Origin of the sequence: Paenibacillus amylolyticus, assembly GCF_036894225.1 — a bacterium.
In the GTDB taxonomy this organism is placed as follows: Bacteria; Bacillota; Bacilli; order Paenibacillales; family Paenibacillaceae; genus Paenibacillus; species Paenibacillus amylolyticus.
The window spans coordinates 2,323,632-2,346,514 of the sequence record NZ_CP145892.1 but is presented as its reverse complement, the minus strand read 5'-3'; the positions used below and the strand labels follow the sequence as shown (position 1 = coordinate 2,346,514).

The window sequence follows — 22,883 nt, the reverse complement described above, 5'->3', positions numbered from 1 at the left end:
GCTAAAATTACCTGTCTCACTTGCGCAAACCAGCATACCCACGCACACATCGATTGAAACAATTGAATTCATAACAAAAGGCTGCCGACTTGCTCAGCAGCCAATATCCATTATAAACCTATGTCAGACCGGATTGAAAGTTTTGCTCATAATTGCTTCTTCTTGCCTAGGACCCTAGAGGTGGAACGGGTGAATCTTTTCTTCTGTCCTCGCATCCATGATCCGGTATGCTGAACGCCCTGTGTACATTGGAATTTGCAACTTCTCCAGATCAACCATTCCATTCTCCAGAAAGTACTTCTGATCCTGATATCGCTGCAATACTTCGCCTGCAATCCATTCATGGTCACCATATGTCGTAATCTCCATAACCTTGCATTCATAAGCAAAATAAGCATCTGTCAAAATGGGTACACTTACCTTGATTCCTTCCTCATACGGAATGCCGAATCTTGTGAATTTATCCGTATCTCTCCCACTGAACGTTCCTGCAGCTTGAATCCACTCCGATCGATGACCTGGCAGGAAATGAACACCGAATACGCCACTCTTCTCAATGAGTTCATAGGAGTATGTTTCCTTACGAAGGGAGATGCCGTATACGCCTGGTGATGATCCGATGTATGTATGCCATCCGGACGCCATCACATTCTGAACTCCCTCATGACGTGAAGTCACCACCGCTACCATTCCAGGATAAGAATAAAATATAGGTTCTTCTATCGGCTGACGCATCTAATCCCCTCTCTTCTTCGTTATAAAGACAATTTTAATTATAAAGGAAAGAAACAGGTTGAAAAAGCGTTTTGCAGACGATTTCGCTATAAGCGACATATTCACTATCATGGTATACTGAAATGGTCAATTTCTAAAAATACGATACTGGGAATGTGATAGGATATGGTCAAATCAGTCAAATATACCTCCTAAATAAATCCATTATTCAAATTTAGGAGGTTATAACTTATGTTTAATTCAATCGTGTTAGATCAGTGGGATCGAAAGCCATACTTTGACCACTACTTGAATCAGGTCAGATGTACCTACAGCATAACTGCTAATCTGGATATCACTCTATTGATCAACGAACTGAAGCTTAAAGGATTGAAGTTCTATCCGGCTCTTATTCATATGATCTCTACGGTCGTCAATGCACACAGGGAATTTCGAACTTGTTTTGATGCCGAGGGGAGATTGGGCTACTGGGACGAAATGTCTCCGAATTATACGATTTTTCATGAGGACAACAAGAGTTTCTCAACGATCTGGACAGCATTCCATGAAGATTTCGAGACGTTCCACATTCGTTATCTGGAAGATATGAAGAATTACAAAGATCACAAACAATTTGTTGCCAAACCCACTGAACCGCCAAATACTTTTCCCGTTTCCAGTATTCCTTGGGTGAACTTTACGGCATTTAATCTGAATATTTACAACGAGGGAACCTACTTGTTGCCTATTTTCACGATGGGGAAATATGTTCAACAGAACGATAAAGTATATCTTCCCTTATCCGTTCAGTTACATCACGCCGTGTGCGACGGCTACCATGCTGGTGTTGTATTTAATGAATTGCAATCACTTGCAGATCGATGCCAAGATTGGTGTTAGTTATCTAAATGACAAAAAGGCACTCCTGACTTCGTAATGGAGTCAGGAGTGCCTTTCTTTTTCTCTTTTTTTCAAAAGATATTTAATTGCATTTACTGTACCCACAGTTGCTGCATGTTTTGCAACCTTCCACATTCATCAGGGATGCCGAGCCGCATGAAGGACATAAATCTCTCGATTCGATAAAGGTTTTCTGATCCTCCACTTCTGGATACGTGCTCTCCACTTGATTCTGTTCTATTAATGCTCCAGTTTCGTTCTCCTGCACATCGCTCTGTACATGACATTCCAATGCTTTGGCGACTGCATCAGCAATCGATTCCACCCGGTTGGCCCCGAAGCCAATCGCTCCCGAACCACCGATTCCCTTGAGATGTTTGATCAACAGTTCAACCTTGTGCCCATGATCTCCGTATCGAAGGAACAGAGAGCATACTCGACCGAGTGCCTCAGCCATGGCAAACACGTCCGATCCCGCTTTGCCCACGTTCAGGAAGATCTCACCCGGCGTTCCCTCCAGATCATTGATCGTAATGTAAGCCATCCCGAATGGCGTATTGATTTTGTATGTCGCACCGCGCAGTACTTGAGGACGGCTTCTGTATTGTTTATCCAGCACTGTAGAAGAGGACGGGGCTTGATCGGAAGAATGCGTTCTAACACCAACCTGGCTATTCGAAGTTCCATCACTTGCCTGTACTTCAGCATTATTCGGGTTTTCTATAGCAGATACGACTGTCTTCTCTTCAGCTTCCGCCGTGTTCTGATCTTCACCTTGGGTCTCTTCCTTCTTCGACGTGGACAACACCTGCACATCCCTGCTGCCATCACGGTATATCGTTACTCCTTTGCAGCCAAGGTCGAAGGCCAGTTCGTACAGCTCAGCCGTATCCTCCATTGTAAAATCAGCCGGACAGTTGGCCGTCTTCGAGATCGAACTATCCACCCATTGCTGAATCGTTGCCTGCACCCGTATGTGATTCTCAGCCGACAAATCCATCGCCGTCACATAATAGTCTGGTAAAGCTTCACCAGGATGTTCATCCAGCCAATCTTGTGCGATCGGTACGAACTGTTCATCATAACCTAGACGGCTTTGACGGAAATACTTGAAGGCGAAATACGGCTCAATACCTGTTGATGTGCCCACCATCGTACCTGTACTTCCCGTTGGCGCTTGTGTGATCAGTGTGACATTTCGAATGCCCTGTTTACGGATGGCCTCTCCCACTTCAGGGTACGTCGCAACCATGTTTTTCATGAATCCACTCTGTAAATACGGTTCAGCTTCAAAAGCTGGGAAAGCTCCCTTCTCTGCTGCAATCTCTGCCGATGCCAGATAGGCCTCCTTCGCCATGAATCCATACAGTCTATCCAGAAAAACAAGAGATTCAGGACTGCCGTATCGAATACGCAGCTTAATCATCAGCTCTGCCAGTCCCATGGTGCCAAGCCCAACCCGGCGTTCACGCTGCTGATTCAGTCTATTTTCCTCAAAATGATATGGTGTTGCATCGATGACATTGTCCAAAAATCTAGTCGAGATACGAGTGGTTTCCGCCAGTTCATCCCATGCCACATCATGATTTGTTTCATCGTAGAATTTGGACAGATTAATGGCAGACAGATTACATACACCCCAGGCAGGCAGACCCTGTTCTGCGCAAGGATTAGTACAGATAATCGGATTGAAGTACCAGCTGTTGGACATCTGGTTGTAGTACTCCATGAATACCACACCGGGCTCTGCCGATTTCCAGGCTGATTCAATAATGGTATGCCAGATTTCGCGCGCCTTCAGTGTACGATAGTGCACCACCGAATGACCTGCGGCTTTCCATTGCTGCATATCCCCGTTCCACTCGATGTCGTAGTCCGGATCGTTCGTATCGGGGAAAACCAAGTCCCAATCTCCGTCCTGCTTGACAGCCTCCATAAATGCGTTGCTCACACATACAGACAGATTGGCATTGGTCACCTGCCCCATCGTTTGTTTCACGGTAATAAAATCAAGCACATCTGGATGCCAGTCATTCATCATCAGCATGAGCGCACCCCGGCGGCTTCCGCCCTGTTCAATCAGTCCAGTCGTATAACTGAACAATCCGCCCCACGATACGGAACCGCTGGATGATCCGTTGACACCTTTCACCACCGCTCGGCGAGGACGCAAAGAGGACAAATTAATGCCAACACCTCCCCCACGTGCCATAATCTCCGTCATCTCGGTCAAAGTCTTCATGATTCCACCCCGACTGTCTTGCGGAGACGGAATGACATAACAATTGAAAAGTGTCAGCTCATCGCTTGCCCCCGCGCCCGCAGCAATGCGGCCTCCGGGTACTAACTTCCAATCTTCCAACACAGAGCGGAACTTGGACTCCCACTTCGCCCGCTGATCAGCTGTGGATTCTACAGAAGCCATCGCTTTGGCAAGACGGTCCCACATCTCTTCTGGAGTTTTTTCTATGTTGAGTGTCAATTTCTCCACGTTTGTCTCAATCATCTCTCCGCTTCGAGTCCTTACCTGTACAAGCTGACCCTGACGTTCTATGATTTCGCCCACTTCCTTGGTTGGGAACTTCGGATCATCCTTCGTTAATACCAATACCACATCTCCGACCTTGGCATGATTCGAATCAGCGTCCTTCCAGGCGTATCGGTCCAGGAATATTTTTTCGCTAAGTCCTTCTAATTGGTACGATCGTTGGTTCGATTTCATCGCTACATTCAACCTCCCCGGCATAAAGCTCCATTTTCACTATAAAAGTAAATTATGACGAAACACCACATATAGTGATATAAAAACAGTATATTACACCATATATTGATTTTCCATGCGACTTTTATCACAGACCTTATTTTATAGACTCCCTATACACGGACAAGCTTCTTGTAAATAAACTGTAGTTCACATTGGTTCAACTAAACTTTTTACACAAGAACGGAGAGGACAGAAATAACCTGAAGAAGCGAAGCGTTGGCCTAAAAGCTTTCTGAAAGAAAGCTGCATCGAAAGCATACGCTATCCCCGGGTTTTCCCCCTTTGGACAAGGGAATCAAAAAAAATCTGGGGATAACAGCGATTGAAGGTTATTCTGTCATCGGAGTGACAAGTGTAAATATTCCTTATTTGAACCCACATAGTTATGAACTGACTCTCATTCGTCCATACTATTACCTACGAATAAAACGTCATCACGTATGGCAGGGGAGGAAACACCATGAACCGGAAAAACCCGCATCACACGAATCAACCTGTAGCCGAGCTGCCCGTTCCTTTAGAATTTGATCGGACTTGGATTAATCAATTAGAATCACGACTGGATAAAGGAGGTCCTTGGGGGGATTATCGACTCTTCCAACTGGGCATTCAAGCCGAAGAGACCAACCTGATTCCCAATTTTGACGAGATCCAATGTCTCAAGCATCTACAAGGCCTTACCCCACTCCCTCACCAGATGGACACTGCTCGCAGAGTATTATTTGAAATGTCAGGCCGGGCCATTCTCGCCGATGAGGTGGGTCTGGGCAAAACCATTGAAGCCGGTCTCATTCTGAAAGAATATATGGTTCGGGGTCTCGTATCCAAGGTACTCATTCTCGTGCCAGCCTCTCTTGTGTTGCAATGGGTACGGGAGTTGAATTCAAAATTTGGCATCCCTGCTATTGCTCAGAAAAAGGCCTATTCCTGGCAGAATGAAGTGGTTGTTGCTTCCATGGATACAGCCAAACGTGACCCACATAAAGATATGCTGCTGAATACCGACTACGACATGATTATTATTGACGAGGCTCATAAACTCAAAAACAAGAAAACAACCAACTATCAATTCATGCTGAAATTGCGCAAAAAGTATTGTCTGCTGCTCACGGCTACACCTGTGCAGAACGATATGAGCGAGTTGTTCAATCTGATCAACCTGCTGAAGCCCGGTCAACTGGGTCGTCAGGGTGACTTTGCGGCCAACTTTGTTGTAGACAAACGGGTTCCGAAAAATCAGGAACAGCTTAAGAACGAGTTATCCAAAGTCATGATTCGTAACCGCCGCGGCGAAGGCCCTGTTCAATTTACCAAACGGAACGTCTCCAACGTGAATCTGCAACTATCGCCCGAAGAACAAGCGCTTTATGATGGCGTGACTTCCTTTGTTAAAGACCAGTACCAGGAAGCTGGCGGCAACCTGAGCAGCATGCTCTCCCTTGTTACATTGCAGCGTGAAGTGTGCAGCAGTCGGGATGCTGTATTCGTGACGCTTGTTAATCTGTCGAAGAAACTTCCGCTGGACTCTCCCCTTCGGGACAAGATTTGGGAACTCGTTGCCCATATTAAAGCGATCAAGGAGAATACCAAAGCGGAGAAAACGATGGAGCTGGTTCGGAACATGAATGAAAAAGTAATTATCTTCACTGAATACCGGGCCACGCAGGAGTATCTGCTAAACTATTTCCGCAACAATGGGCTTACGGCTGTACCCTATCGGGGTGGCATGAATCGAGGCAAAAAAGACTGGATGATGGATCTCTTCCGCGGGCGTGTGCAAGCCATGATTGCAACCGAAGCGGGTGGTGAAGGCATTAATCTGCAATTTTGCCATCATATGATCAACTTTGATCTGCCTTGGAACCCTATGCGGGTAGAGCAGCGAATCGGTCGGGTACACCGGCTGGGACAGCAAAATGACGTGAACATCTTCAATTTATCCACGACTGGAACCATTGAGGAACATATTCTGAATCTGCTGCATGAGAAGATCAATATGTTTGAGATGGTGATCGGCGGGCTGGATGTCATTCTGGAACGGTTAGAGAAGAAGGAGTCTATTGAGAAAAGTTTGTACAAAATCATGCTGGAATCACAAACTGATGAAGATATTCGCCGAAAAATGGATTCACTTGGACAATCGTTGAACTCTATTCAACGTGAGGTTTCAGATGAAGGGCCTGCCGTATCCGGGTTGTTAGATCTTCGTAAAGGAGGTAGCTAACTCATGACCATGTCTCCCCATGAAGTGCAGGCTTATGTTCTCACCTATCTGGAAGCACTGGATTGTCAGATTATGGAGCGTTCCCCTGCCCATGTTACAGTCAAACTCTCGCCTGAGGCGGACAAAGCGTTGACCAATCGCCCCTATTATTGGGGGTTCGTGGAACGAACCGGAGCACCCGCTGAGACGATGTCCTTTACATTTATATTTGATCCTGACAGTTATCAGCAGGCCATTGAAGCAGCAGAAGCCAAAGCTGCGCAAGCATCACCTCCTGCTGTTCCTAACCCTGATGGAACGAATGGCGTAACCAACGGCAGTCCTCAAGGCGAGCCACCAAAAGAAACTATTTTAGGCCGTTACTTCGGTATTACGCCATCACTGCCACAGCTGGGACCAGGACGAATATTGCGTGAAGAAGTGGTGTATGGCAGTCGCAGACTGCAGCAGATTTTCGGCGCTGCCCGTGAAGGCGGTGCCTTCGTGAACCTGTTCGAACAGGCTGCCAAACGGCAATTGCGGGCTACAGCGCCAGCCGTATATGAGCCTTGGCTTGGTGTGTGTTTCAAGGTGGAATTCGCCTGTGATTTGAAACGGGAGGAATTGCATTTTCTCGGCATCTCCCTTCGCTCGGGTGAAATTATAGAAAAATTCGGCACTAAGCTGAACCGACGTGATCTTAGTCCGAGGCTTGCGGAGAACATGCATGTACAGACAGCTAAAGTTTCGTTATTTGATGCCGGAGCTGCTTTGGAATCTCATTTGACGAACCGCTTGCTGGAACTCGATTATAGCTGGGCAGAGAAAGCCCAAGAGCGGCTTGATCTGGAGCTCGACGTGTTGGACACCTACTATGAGGCGGTACTCCGGGAAGATACGCCTGAGGTAGAATTACCAGGTAACATAACCTCAGACACGGAGAATGAGAATGTCCATTCTGACCGCACGCCACCTGCACCACTGATAAAAGTTGTGGATATAACTAACGCTAAACCCATTGGAGCAGATGTAGAACTGGCGGCAGAGGCCGCAGTACCGATCAACTCCGAGACAGATGCCGAAGAAGAGAAAGCAAAACAGGCGGTAATCGATCGCGAAGCTATGAAACTGCAGTATGAGACACGCCGGACCGAGATGATCTGGCAATATGAACCCAAAGTGAAAGTGATTGCCATTAGTAGCGGCATGTTTCACTTAAGATAGACGAAGACACTACTTTTCCTGCAAATGCTGGCAAAAGTAGTGTTTATTCATGATCAGCTGCCCGACAGGTTGCGGCAACCTTTGCATAGCCTGTCCCCTAGAATGAAACTAGAACCCGCTCAGGTAACGGATAAATGAAAAGTAGGTGCAAAATTTGAAACGATTCTTTCATACGTGTTGGAACAACGCTCGGAAAACAACCTGTATAACCTTGGGCTTGCTCAGTTGCCTTGCCCTATTCTCTTTTTGGTCGATAGCCAATGCAGAGGAACAAAAAACGTCTTCGCTATCCCCCGCATCCTCAACAGAGTATAGCCCTGAACATCATGCCATTCAGAATGAAAAGCTAGCTCCCGCTGCTGTACAACGGTTTGCAGAGCAACAAGCTGTTACACTTGGTACAGCTAACGGCGAAGTGCATTGGAAGAACGCCGACCTGAACTTCTACCCTCTGGGCCCGGGTTTACATAGCTGGCTCGTACAGGCTGAGTTTGAAGGCAAACCTATCGGATATATGATTATTACGGCCACAGAGCAGGGTCAGTTGATGCTTAGTGAATATGGTCATGGAGAACAGTCACCATACAACAATGAACTTCTTGGACAAACCTTGGATCGACAACATGTGAACCTTGAGGCATTACTTGCTGGAGGAGGAGAGCTTCATCTTGGTTATGCTCTTCCCCTGCTGGCTTATTGGAAAGTGGAGCAACCTAATCATCCTGCACTTTATATTGATGCTACGAACGGAGATGTACTGCCGTCAGAGTTCCTTAACCTTCTGGAGGCTGATTCCAAACAGAACTCTGTCAGCATAACTGATTTATCCACAACGCCATCTTTATCAGTCGATCCACTTCATCTGCGACCCGTCTTCAATCCTGCTGACAATCTGTTGTGGATTACCTCCAAACCTGTTGCTGCCGACCGGGCACAAGATGTGATACAACACAGGGAGAATCAAGAGATTGTTTTCTCAGCGGGTGATCGTAACGTTGTATACAGCGGTCCTCTACCTGTTAGCGGTTATCAGCTGTGGCATACAGATCAGGTAGCAGAGTCTATTCTATATGTAGCGCTAGGTGGAAAATCATCCATTCAACGCTTTGTCCCTTTAAGCACATTGCAGCAAGATGGCTTTTTTTACATCGTATATCCTTAATCATCAGCAAATTCTCAAGATACATTCAGATAACCTGTAAAACAACAAATAAGACGCCTTCCCATTTTATTAAGGGATTGCGTCTTTTGGTTTACCATTAGTGAAATAGGTAAGGGATAGTCACCCTTTTCCCGAAGAACTTCGTTTATGAGACTGTGTATCGAATTCTTTTCCCTTTTTCCCCACCCACTGGGATACAGCGAAAGGGATCATACCAAACCACTTCATCGCCCACGGCTCTTTCCTTTTGGTGCGACCTTTCCGCTCATCCTTCGGCGTATCGATATAATGTACTACACGTTGCGTAATGTATTTTACCAACTCATCACTTTTGGCCATAACCTCTGCCTCCTTCGCTCCTGCACTTTCACGGAGCTTACGATAGTTCTATTGTGTGCAGGATGTGCAATGGTTAAACATTTTTTTATTGAAAGGAGTATGAAAACCCTCAAAATGCACAGTCTAATGCCAAAGGTATCCATACAGTCTTTAATCTGCATCCGGTACCTATTTCATGAAGGAGTGTGTATTCCCATGTATAAGCTACTGACCGCTTCGGTGGCCTTGCTCATTAGCTTCCATTGTCTTCCCATCCTGCCCCACCATGTCGCGCATGGAAAAGCAGCCCCGTCCCAGAACAGTCCATCCATGCTACCAGTGACCGATGGAGATGCTTATCGCTCAAGTCATCATGCCTTTGCAGCACCCGTTATCCTGCTCGACGTAGGCCATGGCGGTATTGACGGTGGTACGTCAGCCCAAGGTGTGCTGGAAAAAGATATCAACCTCGCCATTAGCCAAAAGGTCTATCTCCTGCTTCGCAGCAAAGGTTATGCCGTTATCATCAATCGGCTTGGTGATTATGCACTTAGTGATGAGAACCGCTGGCTGAACAGCCGCTCCCGTCATACCAGAGATCTTGCCCAACGTAAAAGCCTTAGCGAAGAAGTAAGTACAGATATCGTGGTCAGCATTCATGCGAACTGGAGTCCCCGATCGAATGCACACGGCCCGGTGGTATTGCACCAGAAAGAAGGCAGGAGTTATTTGCTGGCCCAATCCATTCAGGACGCCATGAACAAGTTATACGAAACGGAGCACGGGGTCGTATGGGGCAAGCCCTTTTATATATTGAATTACGTGAAGCAACCTGCCGTCATCGTCGAAACCGGATTTTTGAGCAATGCGGCAGATCGAACCAGAATGAGTGACCCCACTGAGCAAAAACGAATCGCCCAGTCCATTGCCAATGGCATTATTTATTATCTGTCGGTAGTGTAGGAGCAGAATGCCATTGCCACACATCTCGAACCAGATCACCAATCCCTACAAATTGAACCTGATTTTGCAGACGGGAGACAGATTCACGAATTACTGCGGATGTGTTCATCCCTGAATGGCCGACATGACCAATGACAACACAGATATCCTTATCGATCGCACGCTGAGCAGCCAGATCCAGTTGCTTGCGAATGTGTTGCTTGGAGTTTTGATCATCCAGGAAAATGTCATTACCTACAGGTGGCATGTTTTTGGATACGGCCAGTTCCCCCACTACGGAGCGAAAGTTCGTACGGCTGTCTACAAAGAAGAGGCCCCGCTCCTTGCATACATCGAGCACAATGGACATGATGCGTTTGTCCGAAGTGATTTTGGAACCCATATGATTGTTCATGCCAATGGCGTGTGGCACATCATCAATCGCTTTCTCCACGCGTGAGCGGACTTCTTCATCTGTTAGATTGGATGTGATTGCACCCGGGCCCAGCCATTCCGGTCGTCCTTTCTTGGGTTCCATGGGCATGTGCACAATCACATCCATCCCCTTTTCATGTGCAGCTATCGCATCTTTCTTCGTTGTAGGCAAAAAAGGCATGACCGCTACCGTTAGCTTAACTGGCATCGCCAGGATCTCTGCCGTACCCTTCATGTCATTACCAACATCATCGATGATAATCGCTAACCGTTTGTGATTCGATGTGGACTCTGAAGCTGCCGCTGTAGGCCCTCCTGCCGATATGCCTGCGTAAAACACAATCAATAATGCCATGATACCTGCAATGAATCGATAATTCTTTCTCTGTACCTTCATCATGATTCCCTCCCCGTAACTTCTGTGATCTCATTGTTTGATAATGAAGGGAGGAATATGTAAGCCAAAGCCTTCCTTAATGATCATATCCCCGCCATTGAAGACCTCTATCTCAAGTGAAGATCTCCATCATTCCAGTTTTCTCCTTAGCATTCAGACAATAACTGTCATTGAACAGTTGGAAAATAGAGATTAATTAGAAAAAATACTGTAATTTGTCAGGTTTTCAGTTTAGGAATTATTTAGTAGAATCAACAAATGAAAGAGGTTCTATGCTTCATTTCTATTCTATGATTTATGGAAGGAGGTTTTGAAAGGGTTTACATAAAATAAATGCCAGACAATCCGCTATTCTTGTTTGTTATTCCTGGTTGCGGTTTCTCTATGTAACTTACTATTATCGAGGAGGATGAAAGTAGTGAAATTCAAACTAAAAAAGACGATTAATGTTCTTTTGGCCTGTTTAACAGCCCTGCCTTTGATGTTAACCCCGACAAATGTGTCAGCAGCCAGTGATGCCAACATTAATTTGTCCTCGGAAAAACAGCTGATCAAGGGCTTTGGGGGCATTAACCTTCCTGCCTGGATTGGTGATCTGACTCCCGCTCAACGTGAAACTGCTTTTGGTAATGACCAGAATCAATTAGGCTTCTCCATTCTCAGGATCTACGTTGATCCAGATTCCAATAACTGGTATCGTGAAGTTGCCACAGCCAAACGAGCTATCGAAAAGGGTGCTATTGTATTTGCATCCCCATGGAATCCTCCAAGCAGCATGGTTGAAACGTTCAACCGCAATGGGGACACAAATGCCAAACGTCTGAAATACGACAAATATACCGCATATGCGCAACATCTGAACGACTTTGTAACCTACATGAAAAATAACGGCGTAGATCTGTATGCCATTTCTGTGCAAAACGAACCGGATTATGCTCATGACTGGACCTGGTGGACTCCACAAGAGATCCTTCGATTCATGAAAGAAAATGCCGGGTCCATTCAAGGTACCAAAGTCATGGCGCCTGAATCCTTCCAGTACTTAAAGAACATATCCGACCCAATCCTGAATGATCCGCAGGCACTTGCCAACATGGACATTCTGGGAGCACATACGTATGGAACCCAGATTTCGAATTTTGCCTACCCTCTCTTTAAGCAAAAAGGAGCCGGTAAAGAACTGTGGATGACTGAAGTGTATGTTCCAAACAGTGACAACAACTCAGCAGACCGCTGGCCTGAAGCATTAGACGTTTCCTATCACATGCACAATGCCATGGTAGAAGGTGATTTCCAGGCCTACGTGTGGTGGTACATCCGCAGACAGTATGGTCCGATGAAAGAGGACGGTACCATAAGCAAACGCGGGTATAATATGGCTCATTTCTCTAAATTCGTGCGTCCAGGCTACCTGCGAGTCGATGCAACGAAAAATCCGGATACAAACACATTTGTCTCAGCCTATAAAGGTGATAACAAAGTCGTCGTCGTGGCAATTAACCGTGGAACTTCAGCCACAAGCCAAAAATTCGTTCTGCAGAATGGTAATGCCTCTACTGTGTCCTCATGGATTACGGACAGCAGTCGAAATCTGGCAAGCGGAACCTCGCTTAACGTATCCAATGGAGCCTTCACGGCACAGCTCCCGCCTCAGAGCGTAACAACGTTTGTTGCCAACGTTACTGGCGGAAATAGCGGCGGGAATACAGGCAGTGGCACGACGTATGAAGCCGAGACCGGAACGTCACTTACGGAAGCTGCCATTGAAACAATCTACACCGGTTACACTGGGTCCGGGTATGTTAACTTCAATGCGATGACTGGTTCGGCCATTCAATGGAACGGCATTAATAACACGACAACAGGTACCAAAAACGTAAAGTTTCGTTATGCGCTGGAAAGCGGCACTCGGAACCTCGACATTTTTGTGAACGGAACCAAAGTCATTAGCAACGAGCCCTTTCCGGCTACGGGAAGCTGGTCCACTTGGGTTGAAAAAACAATACAGGTCCCCATGAACACGGGGACCAATACATTGAAAGTGGTTACCACCGGATCGGAAGGACCGAATATTGACAGCGTTAATGTTACCGCAGCACAATAAACGTTCCGTATGGCTGATGGAAGACATTTGCTGTACGTGCAGCTAAGCACTAACCTCTTGGATACTCATCACTAAAGTTAGTGTTATATCAAAAAATGCAAAAAAAGACTCCTTAAGCGTTAGCTTAAGGAGTCTTTTTTTTAGATGCGGTCGAGAGGACTCGAACCTCCACGGGGGTTAGCCCACACGGACCTGAACCGTGCGCGTCTGCCAATTCCGCCACGACCGCATATTGTATCTCCGTCATCCATATCGGCGACAAGAAATAATATATCATGCGTAATCTATCATGTCAACACTGAAAATAATAACAATAAAGCCCGAATCAGACGTCCATGTCGATTCGGGCTTTACCTTTAACTGCTGCTAATAGTTTGGTTCATTAATACGGAAGCATACTACAAATTACAGCTTGGAAGGCCAGTTGCCATACCATGCATAACCGCCTCTTCTTTCTTTATCAATATCACTTAATTTGTATTTAACTACCCCGTCACGACCAATAAAGATTGGTTTATCCGTTCCGATCTCATAGAAGCGTGCCCAAATTGGTGCAGCTTTGGAATCAGCGATAATTTTACTATCTCCATTAGCTCTTTCATACTTGTAACCCGTAATTTTCACTTTGTTAAACCAAGCCTCCGCTCCTTTAATGGATGCGGTAATTTTAGCGTTAGCAGGTCTGGTTTTCAGAAATTTAACAATCGTTACACTCTCTCCAGCTGTCAGCGATGGCACTTCGTAGATTCTTGCGCTCGCTGGTTTAAGAGAGCTGGAATCATGTTGTTGTCCCCATGCTGTCAGCTTACCACCTGAAACGACCTGTGTATTCAGAATCGCCTCCACACCTTTGGCAACTGAATTTTTACTGCGGTTAGCAAGTGTACTGTCGATAAATGAGAAATCACCTTTGCGTGCTGCTACTTCATCCAGCATGATCATTACATTAATCATGGCATCATCATTGTAAGTGATGTGCTTGTGGTATCCGGAGCTTTGGTAAACTTGTGGCCATCCGCCGTTTGAATACTGCATGTTGATCAAAAAGTTAATTCCTTTGATTGCAGCTGTGGAGTAACGCGGATCATTTGTCTTTTTAAATTCCTTCGCCAATCTTCTAATTTCTGAGTATGTAGCCTTGTTGTCTATCGTGGACTTTGCCCACTCTCCACTTGTCTGTTTATAATCTTTTCTCCAACCTCCATCCGGCAGCTGGTTCTTAAAAATATCAGAAATACTCGCTGTAGTACCCGACGCATCTGCAGCAGATACCGTCCCTACAGGGAGAACTGCCATTCCAACTACTGAGAACACCATCGTACATGCCAGGACAAAAGTAATTATTTTCTTCGCTTTCAAATGTAACACTCTCCTATGTTCGTTTTTATAAATCTTCCACTTCTACTTTACGTATGATATACGCCCCAAACCTCCTTTATTTGTATTTATCGCATAATAAAATCAATTTTCATCCAATATGTGGATTGGATAATCAGATAATATGCAAAAAATCGATTTTTGTCAATATATGCAACTTAATGAATATAATCTCTCTAATTCTACATAACGGGATAGTCCTTTTAACTCATGACAAACCTATTTATTTATCCAAATTCGTCTTAAACGAACCAATAATGACGTTTTTGTCATGAATGATACCCAAACTTGATCCCTTCTTTCATATAAAAACCTTAATTCCGCTAACATTGAGGTATTACGAAGGGTTTTAAATGGGTTTGACAATTACGCATTTATGCAATATAGTTTCAAATAGTTACAAAAACTTAATTATTCATTGCCGAGTTTCATGTTTGAAAACGGGGGAACCAATTTGGGTGAATTATTCTTATACATAGGAAATATAGGGAACCTTCTACCGAACCCTTAGCTAACTCCGTAGGCATCGAAGGGAGAACATTGATTTTGAAAAAACTGATTATCTCCATTTTTGGAGCAGCTGTATTATTTACATCCGGGGCAACAAGCACAGAGGCAAGCAGTATCAACTCCGTAGTGAACAACATGACAGGTATTCCTTACAAATGGGGTGGCACAACTGTAGCCGGCTTCGACTGTTCTGGTTTTATGAGATATCTTTTCAACAAATACAGCATTGAATTACCACGTACTTCGCAGCAGCAAGCCAAAGCAGGTACTCCCGTATCCAAGAGCAATGTTCGGACAGGTGATCTGGTGTTCTTTAATACAACAGGCAAAGGCATTTCACATACAGGTGTATATATCGGCGGCGGACAATTCGCTCATGCCTCCAGCAGTAAAGGTGTAAGCATCACGAAGTTATCGAATCCATACTTCAATGATCGTTATGTAACAGCACGTCGGGTAACTGGACAGTTTATGTATGATAAAATGTTAGGTAAAATGTGATTCACATACAAAAAGGCATCGGTTATTAACCGGATGCCTTTTTTGCACTTAAAAATGTATGTTGCATTGCTTACTAATGCAGCGCCTTCTGCACTCGCATCGCACCCTGAGACAGGGCATGTCCTCCACCAACAGCTCCAGCCACGGCTACGGTCTCCATAATCTCCTGATCTGTTGCTCCCTTGGCACGGGCTTCTTCTACATGGTAGAAAGTACATACCTCATTGTTGGCGAATAATCCAATGCCAAGTGCAATTAGCTGTTTTGTCTTCGCATCAATCACGCCAGGTTGGAAGCATTCTCCGGTAAACTCATGATACGACTTCACCACACCTGGCAGCACATCGCTTAATGCTCCAATCTGATCCTTGTAGGCATGAACTTTATCATTCATCAATGTCATGGCTTGTAGCACACCCTCTCGGCTATAGTTACAGATCTTCCTCACTGTACCTATCTTCTCTCCCGAGTGAGCCAATTATGCCAAGAAATCATGGTAATTCCAAACATTTAACGCTCATGGCTCTGCCATAATTATAAGCTGTTACTCACTAAGTGGACTCTGGCGCGGCTCGCTGAACAGCTGATAGCTGTAACCTCGGTCCAGCTTAACGACACGTCGATTCTGACGACGGATAAGTACCTGCTCGCCATCCCAGGCAACCACAATGCCCTTCACGTCGTTCGATTCCAGCTCGTCCCGTACGACTCTAACTTTCTCACCTGACAGACGCAGGGCGTCCAATTCTGTATCACTAATCATCTTCATGGCTCCTATATTTCAAATTTATTTACAAAAAGAGACCTAAATGAAAAGTCATTTAGGTCTCACGTGACTGTATTGGACTGTCATGTCATTCGAAATTATGTCCCGACTGAAAGTTACCGCTGCGCGTGCTCTTTGCTGTCGTTCTTCTCGAACCAAAAATCAAGCACTTTGGCGGACATCACACGTTCTTCAAGGTACTCCACTTGATGCGGTGTAAATTGTTCTTTCCAAGAGAAGGACAACTCTTCGCACAAGCCTACAATCGTCAGTAATTCTGACCAGGCAACATAGCGTTTGTACCAGAAAAATTGAGGATGTTCAATCATATAGGGATAAAGGTCATCGAATTCCGTATGTTTACAATCCAGGGCACGTTCAAAATGAACTTTCGATTCCGCCAGCTTATCATTAAAAAATTGTTCTGTTGCCGGTTGGTTCCCCATGGTGTTGCCTCCTCTCCCTAACATAACCCCATTATAAATGAAATCGGCGGTCATGCAAAGGCATAGTTCAAAAAATAGGCCCTATTCCTTTAAAATGTCACATTTCGTTATCGTCAAATTGTACTGTTCCATCGTTCAGGGAACGAATGCGTACCAAGGCTTCCACCGGAATACCCTGTTCACGAATCGTGCGTGCCCCCGCCTGAAAACTTTTCTCGACCACAACGCCGAATCCGACGAGTTCCGCACCGGAACGCTCGATAATTTTGATGACGCCACGAGCGGCATCTCCATTGGCAATGATATCATCAATGAACAAAATGCGGTCATTCTCATGAATGAACTCGCGGGATACCATAATGTCAGTTACAATTCCTTTGGTAAAGGACGGTACACGTTCACAGTAAGCATCAGGATCAGCCAGAAGTGTTTTTTTGCGACGGGCGAATACAAGGGGCACCCCAAGTTCATAGGCTGCTGCAAAAGCAACCGGAATCCCTGAGGATTCTACCGTGATTACCCGAGTTACTCCACTTTCACGAAAACGGGCAGCAAACTCACGTCCCATCTCCATCGTTAATGCAGGATCAATCTGGTGGTTCAACAGACCATCCAGCTTTAATACTTGATCCGAGATAACCACACCTTCTTGTAATATTCGTTGTTTCAATAATTCCATGATTTGACCTCCCAAGCCTATCCTATGAGGTAAAAGTATCATATATCTATCTATAAGTTCAAGCGAAATTGCCTGGGCGCTGTCCTTGAGACGCATTTCAAGCCAAAGCTCATTATCGATTGTCATGACTTTCGTGGGTCAAGCATACCTTGTACCATGGTACCCGCATGTCCAAACTATACAGGGGCCTGAGAGGGGAAACACATGAAACAGGCATTTCGGGTGCTGCAGATCGCATTTACATACATCGGAACGGTTGTCGGAGCCGGCTTCGCTACAGGGCAAGAAATTTTGCAGTTTTTTACCCAGTATGGCAAATGGGCCACCATCACCATAGGCTTATCCACCATGCTCTTTGTCTGGTTAGGTACCAAAATGATGCTGATCGCTCACGATACCGGGTCCCGCTCTTATGAGGATCTGAACAAACATTTATTCGGCCATAAGGCGGGCAAATGGATCACCTGGGTGACCCTTCTCATTCTCATTGGCGTGAACAGTGTCATGCTTGCCGGAGCAGGCTCCGTTTTTGTCGAGCATCTGGGTTTGCATTATCAGACAGGTCTGATCGTCACACTTGTAGGGACATATCTGCTTCTCGGTCGGGGCATTCAAGCCATCCTACAAATGAATAGCATCGTCGTGCCCATGATGCTCCTGTTATCTCTGCTCATGATCACAAGTACCATCCATCATCCAGGTGCTTCCCGATTCATCACACTGACGACAGACTCAAACCCTATTCAAGTGTGGCTGTCTCCACTGTTGTATACTTCATTCAATCTGGTGTTGGCTCAAGCTGTTCTTGTGCCAGTAGGTAACCAGATCCGTAGTCGGAATGTGCTGAAGTGGGGTGGAGTGGTGGGTGGAATTGGCGTTGGTTTCATGCTGATGGCAGCTCATTTTGCCATGTCAGCTCAGATGCCCGGCATCATCCAATTCGAAATCCCGATGGGCAGCATTGCCTTTCAACTTGGATGGGCAGTGCAATCTGTATATGTATCCCTTATTTTCATGGAAATATTCAGTACCTTTGTAGCCGATATCTATGGAATGACCTTGCAACTGAGACAACATATACGTGTCCATCCCCGTTTCATTACATTAACCATTATGCTGTTGTGTTACTCACTCAGCCAGTTTGGATTCAGTTCCCTGCTATCCATCCTTTACCCCATCTTTGGAAGTATGGCATTAATCTGGGCTGCCAAATTGGTACTGAACCGCTGGGGCGCCTTTCGTAAACGCAACAATATATAACCTCACGGTTATGTACTTCACGAATACGAGCATCCGTTTACTTCAAAACCACAAGTCACCGCGGGTACTCTTTCTTTAAACATGACAAAAAGCCGCTGTTTGGCACAGCGGCTCGCACTTCTTGCTCTACATTTTAGGCTTGGCTAGGAAACTGTAGATACATCTTTTTCAACTCATTGACCGATCTGCCGAGCGAGTAATGTGTCTTGGCTTTTTCACACGCTGAACGGGCAAGTTCATAACGATAAGCCGGGTCCAGCATCACCTTTTCAAGCGCTTCAGCCAATGCAGAAGGATCTTCTGCCGGTACAAGCAACCCATTACTACCGTTCTCGATCTGTTCCGGTATACCACCTACATCCGTACCCACAAGGGCTAGACAACTCAGCGCCGCTTCAGCAAAGACGGAACCAAATGCTTCTGCCCGTGAAGGAAGTACAAAAATATCAAAGAATGGCATGAATTCCTCAGGGTGCAGTGTGTAACCATAGAAGATGGTCTCATTATAGATCCCCAATCGTTGCGCCAATTCTTCTAGATCAGGACGAATCGGTCCATCTCCAATAATATGTAACACATAATCATGACCTCGGTCCTTCAGTTCCGCACAAGCTTTGAAAAGAATATCCAACCCTTTTGCCGGAACAAGCCGACATACCGTGACCAGTTGTGGTATCGCATTATCATGAGGGATCGGCTTAAAACGCTTCTCATCAAATCCATTGGGAATCACACCGATGACATCAGGTTCCTTTAAGTAGGGAGCGAGATAACGACGGAACGAATCCGACACCGTCAAGAGGCGCTCTGCCTGGTGTTCCAGCTCACCATATATCGCAAGCAGGAATCGATGCTCCGGTCCATCCGTTTCAATGCGTCCATTAAGGATTAATTCTCGTTCATAACTGGAGTGAATCGTCTGAATAAGGGGTGTATCCGGGAAAACCGTTTTCATCGCAAGTCCTGCAATTGGATGGTGGGCATGAATCAGATCATAGGGCTTCTGAATACGCAGTTTGGTCCACCAAAGATAATCACGATAAGTTTGAATATATTTTTGGACAACAGGACTATCCTGATATTCCGTCCAGTCAAACGTTTCGAACTGAACTTCCTCTCTGCCCTTGTTGCGAATTCGCTTTGGCAACGAGAACAGATCCATTTCCCACCTCGGGGTTGTAAATCTCTCTTGCATATACGGAATCATAGAGGATACACCTCCGGGCTGCTCCGGAGGAAAGAAAAGCGCCTGCAGCAATTTCACCGTTAGTTTCCCCCTTTCTAACTTACGTACTGCTCTACTATCCATTATGACATAGGGAAGCCGGAACATCTATATTACGATAACTCGTATATACAACATATTCATGAAACGTTCCCCTCAGAAGCAAAAGCTCTAATTCAGCAACCCATCGCTTGCGGTTGTCGTCAACATATTCATAGGATAGTCAGAATTCTCAGCTCAGTAGCTCCACGGGCTTCTCATATGTACTGTAACCATCGGTCTCTCCTAAAAAAGTATACCCGTTCCGCGCGTAAAAGGCGTTCAACGTAGCATTGCTCACTCCGCAATCTAACCGAACCGTATGTTTGCCTTCAAAATGTATCCCGCTGCTGGACCATTGCAAAATCGACCGTCCTAAACCGCACTGAGCATATTTTCTTCGAATCGCTAGCCGATGCAGATAAATTGCGCCATCCTCTGCATGAGCTTTTGAACCCCAAAGATGAATATCCCAAGGACTTGGCTGAACCAAAAGGATGACCATCCCCGCTACGTCCGCCCCTTTTTTGAATACAAACACATCCCCACGACGAATCGCCCCTGCCGTATCATGTGAATCTTCACCTTTAAGCAAAGCGTTCCATTGGGAAGAACCTTGGCTCTGTAACCATTCGGCTGTCTCCACCAGCAGCGACATCACATCCTCCGTATCTTCCGGCTTCGCCTGAACCGCTTGAAAACCATCGTTATTATATTCGCTACTGATCCTGAATGAGTGCATCATTGTTCTCCTCCGCTTCCTGATCTCTTTTAAACTAATGGTACTATACCGGGAAATGGATTTTTCGTCAAAACGAGAACAAAAAAAGGTAAAAGGCGGTTGCCCTTTACCCATCTATTCTGGCTTCATCAATAATCTGATTTCGATACAACATCGTCAGGTGCAAGGTGTCAAACTCCATTTCCTTGTCCAACTCCTGCATCAACACTTCGACCAGGCTCTTTCGCTGAATGCTGGTACCAGGAACCTCGTAATCAATGTATCCCGTCAGATCGGAATGAGAAGTGTCTATAGTTGCTGTTCCCACAGGCAATCCACCTCGCTCCTGAAGAAACAGCTCATATACCCGGAACTCCCGATCCTTACGCTTCAGCATGACATAACATGTTTCTTCAGCAGCTTCCAACTCATCCAGATCCGATTCATCGGTATCCTCAAATTCCTCGGAGAAATCGCGATGTACCCACTCTAGCGTCTCGAGTTCGTTGCCCTGATGCCACATGCGGATTGTAATCGTATCGATGATATCTTCATCCAGCTCTCTGACCAGTAACTCTGCCGCAGCTTCCAATTGATTCTCTTCCGGCTCGTCATACCAGTGTATTTCACCTTGTACATCAGCGCCATATTGTTTTAAGGAAGCTTCTGCTAGTTCCTGCCCTTCGACATCATTGAAAATATACGTCGATATGCTGCGTCCTGCGCTTACCATCTCCATCTCCAGAACCTGATCCCGATCTTCATATGTAAACGATTCGACTTGTGAAACAGGGATTACCTTACTTCCACTGCTACCTATATCGTCATAGCTGCCTTCGTCATGATTCATCTCTTCAGACGGCCACACTGTCTCTGACTCAGGCATATGCAGAACCGTATGTAATGAGCCACAACTAACCAGCACTTCATAATACGCAGCTTCCAACGCATCTGCAAGAGATCGAACATAGGCATGCACTTTTTCCACGATACGTTGCTCTGTATCATCTGGCAGAGACTCCTGCTCGATCTGAAGACTACCTGATAAACGATCTCCTTCTCTATACACAAGGAACAGTGAGCCTGCATATTGACCATTGACCATCACGTCCTGTACTTCTCCACCTGATGTCCGCAGGTCTGCAACCAATTCCACATCATAATTCATCACGTGTCCTCCTCCATTCCTAACGTTATTCTCTTAGGATGCCCCTGAGGACGGTAGATTATGAGGAAAGTGTGCATTTTAAGTATAAGATGTAGGGTTAGACGGATAACACATATTTTTGGATTGCGTGTGCCACACCTTGCTCGTTATTGGAGAGTGTAACCTCGTCCGCAGCAGCTTTCACCTCGTCCGGGGAGTTATCCATGGCAATGCCTTTGCCCGCAAAGGTCAGCATCGTAATATCATTGAAGTAGTTACCAATCGCCATAATCTCCGAAGGCAGGATTCCCTTCGATTCAGCAAGCCTTTTCAGTGCAGCGCCTTTGGACGCTTCGGGATGCATCAGATCAATAAAAAAGTCACCACTCCGTGTCATATAATAAGGCAGATTCCAAGTAGACCATTCCTGAAGTACTGCATCCATCTGTTCAATCGGACCAAATGCAGTGAACTTCGCCAGCGGTTCTGTCATGTCAACCCACTTGGGTAACTTCAGTGGCTCGGCCATAAAATTGTAATACATCTCACGCACCTGCAACCCCAAACCTTCCGGTTGATCCACATACAGACCAAATGCTGTATTGATGTCAAAATGTACTCCATTGGCTCGACAGTAGGATATGATCGGCTCTAGTCCTTGTCCATCTAATGCAAAATGATGAACCACCTCACGGGTATCGACTTGCGCGGTAACGGCGCCATTATGCGTAATCACATATCCATCCAGTCCCATCTGCTCCATAAAAGGAATCGTGTTGGCAGGACCTCTACCTGAACACAGGACAATCTCTGCTCCCTGACGGGAAGCTTGGATCAAGGTCTCCTGAGTCCATTCGGTAAGTTCATGATGATCATTCAGCAATGTTCCATCTACATCAAGTGCAATTAATTTATAAGTCATCTGGCTTCATCCTCATCTGTTAGTAGTCGCACCCACCCAAACCCTCCCTTCCGAGGGAGGGCCCCAGAGGGCTCTGCCCTCTGGACTCCCGTCTTGCTCAACGGTGTTAGGTCGGGTCTTGCTATGT

General features: G+C 45.8%; 21 protein-coding genes, 1 tRNA gene and 1 riboswitch. Of the genes, 8 read left to right on the top strand and 14 right to left on the bottom strand.

The window, feature by feature from the left end; all coding sequences use genetic code 11:
* Positions 1 to 174: 174 nt before the first annotated feature.
* On the bottom strand, positions 175 to 735 hold the full coding sequence (locus tag V6668_RS10660) for a flavin reductase family protein (RefSeq protein WP_076318443.1): 561 nt from the start codon (positions 733 to 735) through the stop codon (positions 175 to 177).
* Positions 736 to 966: 231 nt separating this feature from the next.
* On the opposite strand from V6668_RS10660, the gene catA reads away from it, so the two are divergent.
* Complete coding sequence (catA, locus tag V6668_RS10655; RefSeq protein WP_338708365.1) at positions 967 to 1,614, top strand: type A chloramphenicol O-acetyltransferase; 648 nt, start codon at positions 967 to 969, stop codon at positions 1,612 to 1,614.
* Between the two features lie 82 nt (positions 1,615 to 1,696).
* Here catA and V6668_RS10650 read toward each other — a convergent pair whose 3' ends face one another.
* Positions 1,697 to 4,336 carry an adenosylcobalamin-dependent ribonucleoside-diphosphate reductase gene (locus V6668_RS10650; RefSeq protein WP_338708364.1) on the bottom strand — a complete coding sequence of 880 codons (2,640 nt, stop codon included), beginning with the start codon at positions 4,334 to 4,336 and terminating at the stop codon, positions 1,697 to 1,699.
* 502 nt (positions 4,337 to 4,838) lie between these two features.
* Between V6668_RS10650 and V6668_RS10645 the strand changes: the two genes are divergently transcribed.
* From V6668_RS10645 to V6668_RS10635, 3 genes are all read left to right on the top strand, one after another.
* Complete coding sequence (locus V6668_RS10645) at positions 4,839 to 6,602, top strand: DEAD/DEAH box helicase (protein ID WP_101313413.1); 1,764 nt, start codon at positions 4,839 to 4,841, stop codon at positions 6,600 to 6,602.
* Positions 6,603 to 6,605: 3 nt separating this feature from the next.
* Positions 6,606 to 7,805 (top strand): YqhG family protein, encoded by a 1,200-nt coding sequence (locus V6668_RS10640; RefSeq protein ID WP_338708362.1) that lies wholly within the window; start codon positions 6,606 to 6,608, stop codon positions 7,803 to 7,805.
* A 211-nt stretch (positions 7,806 to 8,016) separates the two neighbouring features.
* Complete coding sequence (locus V6668_RS10635) at positions 8,017 to 8,967, top strand: hypothetical protein (RefSeq protein ID WP_338708361.1); 951 nt, start codon at positions 8,017 to 8,019, stop codon at positions 8,965 to 8,967.
* Between the two features lie 120 nt (positions 8,968 to 9,087).
* Here V6668_RS10635 and V6668_RS10630 read toward each other — a convergent pair whose 3' ends face one another.
* Complete coding sequence (locus tag V6668_RS10630) at positions 9,088 to 9,306, bottom strand: YqzE family protein (RefSeq protein WP_338708360.1); 219 nt, start codon at positions 9,304 to 9,306, stop codon at positions 9,088 to 9,090.
* A gap of 195 nt (positions 9,307 to 9,501) precedes the next feature.
* On the opposite strand from V6668_RS10630, the gene V6668_RS10625 reads away from it, so the two are divergent.
* Entirely contained in the window at positions 9,502 to 10,248 is a 747-nt protein-coding gene (locus V6668_RS10625) for an N-acetylmuramoyl-L-alanine amidase (protein WP_338708359.1), read from the top strand.
* Here the strand turns inward: V6668_RS10625 and V6668_RS10620 are convergent.
* Complete coding sequence (locus V6668_RS10620; RefSeq protein WP_422395275.1) at positions 10,223 to 11,017, bottom strand: divergent polysaccharide deacetylase family protein; 795 nt, start codon at positions 11,015 to 11,017, stop codon at positions 10,223 to 10,225. The two genes, V6668_RS10625 and V6668_RS10620, sit on opposite strands and share 26 nt — an antisense overlap.
* Before the next feature lie 451 nt (positions 11,018 to 11,468).
* Here V6668_RS10620 and V6668_RS10615 point away from each other — a divergent pair, with 451 nt between their 5' ends.
* Positions 11,469 to 13,163, top strand: coding sequence for a carbohydrate-binding protein (locus tag V6668_RS10615; protein WP_036670169.1), 1,695 nt, complete (start codon positions 11,469 to 11,471; stop codon positions 13,161 to 13,163).
* 145 nt (positions 13,164 to 13,308) lie between these two features.
* On the opposite strand, the gene V6668_RS10610 is transcribed toward V6668_RS10615, so the two are convergent.
* Together V6668_RS10610 and pelA are read right to left on the bottom strand one after the other, a co-directional pair.
* Positions 13,309 to 13,392: transfer RNA gene (locus tag V6668_RS10610), tRNA-Leu, on the bottom strand.
* 176 nt (positions 13,393 to 13,568) lie between these two features.
* On the bottom strand, positions 13,569 to 14,531 hold the full coding sequence (gene pelA / locus V6668_RS10605) for a pectate lyase (protein ID WP_338708358.1): 963 nt from the start codon (positions 14,529 to 14,531) through the stop codon (positions 13,569 to 13,571).
* A gap of 418 nt (positions 14,532 to 14,949) precedes the next feature.
* Positions 14,950 to 15,081, top strand: a riboswitch (cyclic di-AMP (ydaO/yuaA leader).
* A gap of 5 nt (positions 15,082 to 15,086) precedes the next feature.
* On the opposite strand from pelA, the gene V6668_RS10600 reads away from it, so the two are divergent.
* Entirely contained in the window at positions 15,087 to 15,551 is a 465-nt protein-coding gene (locus tag V6668_RS10600; RefSeq protein WP_036609611.1) for a C40 family peptidase, read from the top strand.
* A gap of 73 nt (positions 15,552 to 15,624) precedes the next feature.
* On the opposite strand, the gene V6668_RS10595 is transcribed toward V6668_RS10600, so the two are convergent.
* The 4 genes from V6668_RS10595 to V6668_RS10580 all read right to left on the bottom strand — a co-directional run bounded on the left by V6668_RS10595 (position 15,625) and on the right by V6668_RS10580 (position 17,442).
* Complete coding sequence (locus V6668_RS10595; RefSeq protein WP_017689352.1) at positions 15,625 to 15,954, bottom strand: carboxymuconolactone decarboxylase family protein; 330 nt, start codon at positions 15,952 to 15,954, stop codon at positions 15,625 to 15,627.
* Positions 15,955 to 16,095: 141 nt separating this feature from the next.
* Positions 16,096 to 16,314 carry a hypothetical protein gene (locus tag V6668_RS10590; protein WP_036609613.1) on the bottom strand — a complete coding sequence of 73 codons (219 nt, stop codon included), beginning with the start codon at positions 16,312 to 16,314 and terminating at the stop codon, positions 16,096 to 16,098.
* 119 nt (positions 16,315 to 16,433) lie between these two features.
* A complete protein-coding gene (locus tag V6668_RS10585) occupies positions 16,434 to 16,763 on the bottom strand; it encodes a hypothetical protein (RefSeq protein WP_036609615.1) in 330 nt (109 codons plus the stop codon).
* A gap of 97 nt (positions 16,764 to 16,860) precedes the next feature.
* Positions 16,861 to 17,442 carry a xanthine phosphoribosyltransferase gene (locus V6668_RS10580; RefSeq protein WP_036609617.1) on the bottom strand — a complete coding sequence of 194 codons (582 nt, stop codon included), beginning with the start codon at positions 17,440 to 17,442 and terminating at the stop codon, positions 16,861 to 16,863.
* A gap of 204 nt (positions 17,443 to 17,646) precedes the next feature.
* Here V6668_RS10580 and V6668_RS10575 point away from each other — a divergent pair, with 204 nt between their 5' ends.
* Entirely contained in the window at positions 17,647 to 18,702 is a 1,056-nt protein-coding gene (locus V6668_RS10575; RefSeq protein WP_338708356.1) for a hypothetical protein, read from the top strand.
* Between the two features lie 133 nt (positions 18,703 to 18,835).
* Here V6668_RS10575 and V6668_RS10570 read toward each other — a convergent pair whose 3' ends face one another.
* The 4 genes from V6668_RS10570 to V6668_RS10555 form a co-directional block, all read right to left on the bottom strand.
* Positions 18,836 to 19,966 carry a glycosyltransferase family 4 protein gene (locus V6668_RS10570; RefSeq protein ID WP_338708355.1) on the bottom strand — a complete coding sequence of 377 codons (1,131 nt, stop codon included), beginning with the start codon at positions 19,964 to 19,966 and terminating at the stop codon, positions 18,836 to 18,838.
* A gap of 193 nt (positions 19,967 to 20,159) precedes the next feature.
* On the bottom strand, positions 20,160 to 20,708 hold the full coding sequence (locus V6668_RS10565) for a GNAT family N-acetyltransferase (protein WP_338708924.1): 549 nt from the start codon (positions 20,706 to 20,708) through the stop codon (positions 20,160 to 20,162).
* Positions 20,709 to 20,814: 106 nt separating this feature from the next.
* Positions 20,815 to 21,855, bottom strand: coding sequence for a hypothetical protein (locus V6668_RS10560; RefSeq protein ID WP_338708354.1), 1,041 nt, complete (start codon positions 21,853 to 21,855; stop codon positions 20,815 to 20,817).
* A gap of 97 nt (positions 21,856 to 21,952) precedes the next feature.
* Positions 21,953 to 22,756, bottom strand: coding sequence for a Cof-type HAD-IIB family hydrolase (locus tag V6668_RS10555; RefSeq protein ID WP_315936455.1), 804 nt, complete (start codon positions 22,754 to 22,756; stop codon positions 21,953 to 21,955).
* Positions 22,757 to 22,883 lie beyond the last annotated feature (127 nt).

Excerpts from the sequence above, each read along its gene's own strand:
- V6668_RS10660 (WP_076318443.1), bottom strand. The coding sequence starts at position 735 with ATGCGTCAGCCGATAGAAGAACCTATATTTTATTCTTATCCTGGAATG.
- catA (WP_338708365.1), top strand. The coding sequence starts at position 967 with ATGTTTAATTCAATCGTGTTAGATCAGTGGGATCGAAAGCCATACTTT.
- V6668_RS10650 (WP_338708364.1), bottom strand. The coding sequence starts at position 4,336 with ATGAAATCGAACCAACGATCGTACCAATTAGAAGGACTTAGCGAAAAA.
- V6668_RS10645 (WP_101313413.1), top strand. The coding sequence starts at position 4,839 with ATGAACCGGAAAAACCCGCATCACACGAATCAACCTGTAGCCGAGCTG.
- V6668_RS10640 (WP_338708362.1), top strand. The coding sequence starts at position 6,606 with ATGACCATGTCTCCCCATGAAGTGCAGGCTTATGTTCTCACCTATCTG.
- V6668_RS10630 (WP_338708360.1), bottom strand. The coding sequence starts at position 9,306 with ATGGCCAAAAGTGATGAGTTGGTAAAATACATTACGCAACGTGTAGTA.
- V6668_RS10625 (WP_338708359.1), top strand. The coding sequence starts at position 9,502 with ATGTATAAGCTACTGACCGCTTCGGTGGCCTTGCTCATTAGCTTCCAT.
- V6668_RS10620 (WP_422395275.1), bottom strand. The coding sequence starts at position 11,017 with ATGGCATTATTGATTGTGTTTTACGCAGGCATATCGGCAGGAGGGCCT.
- V6668_RS10615 (WP_036670169.1), top strand. The coding sequence starts at position 11,469 with ATGAAAGTAGTGAAATTCAAACTAAAAAAGACGATTAATGTTCTTTTG.
- V6668_RS10595 (WP_017689352.1), bottom strand. The coding sequence starts at position 15,954 with ATGACATTGATGAATGATAAAGTTCATGCCTACAAGGATCAGATTGGA.
- V6668_RS10590 (WP_036609613.1), bottom strand. The coding sequence starts at position 16,314 with ATGATTAGTGATACAGAATTGGACGCCCTGCGTCTGTCAGGTGAGAAA.
- V6668_RS10585 (WP_036609615.1), bottom strand. The coding sequence starts at position 16,763 with ATGGGGAACCAACCGGCAACAGAACAATTTTTTAATGATAAGCTGGCG.
- V6668_RS10580 (WP_036609617.1), bottom strand. The coding sequence starts at position 17,442 with ATGGAATTATTGAAACAACGAATATTACAAGAAGGTGTGGTTATCTCG.
- V6668_RS10575 (WP_338708356.1), top strand. The coding sequence starts at position 17,647 with ATGAAACAGGCATTTCGGGTGCTGCAGATCGCATTTACATACATCGGA.
- V6668_RS10565 (WP_338708924.1), bottom strand. The coding sequence starts at position 20,708 with ATGCACTCATTCAGGATCAGTAGCGAATATAATAACGATGGTTTTCAA.
- V6668_RS10560 (WP_338708354.1), bottom strand. The coding sequence starts at position 21,855 with ATGAATTATGATGTGGAATTGGTTGCAGACCTGCGGACATCAGGTGGA.
- V6668_RS10555 (WP_315936455.1), bottom strand. The coding sequence starts at position 22,756 with ATGACTTATAAATTAATTGCACTTGATGTAGATGGAACATTGCTGAAT.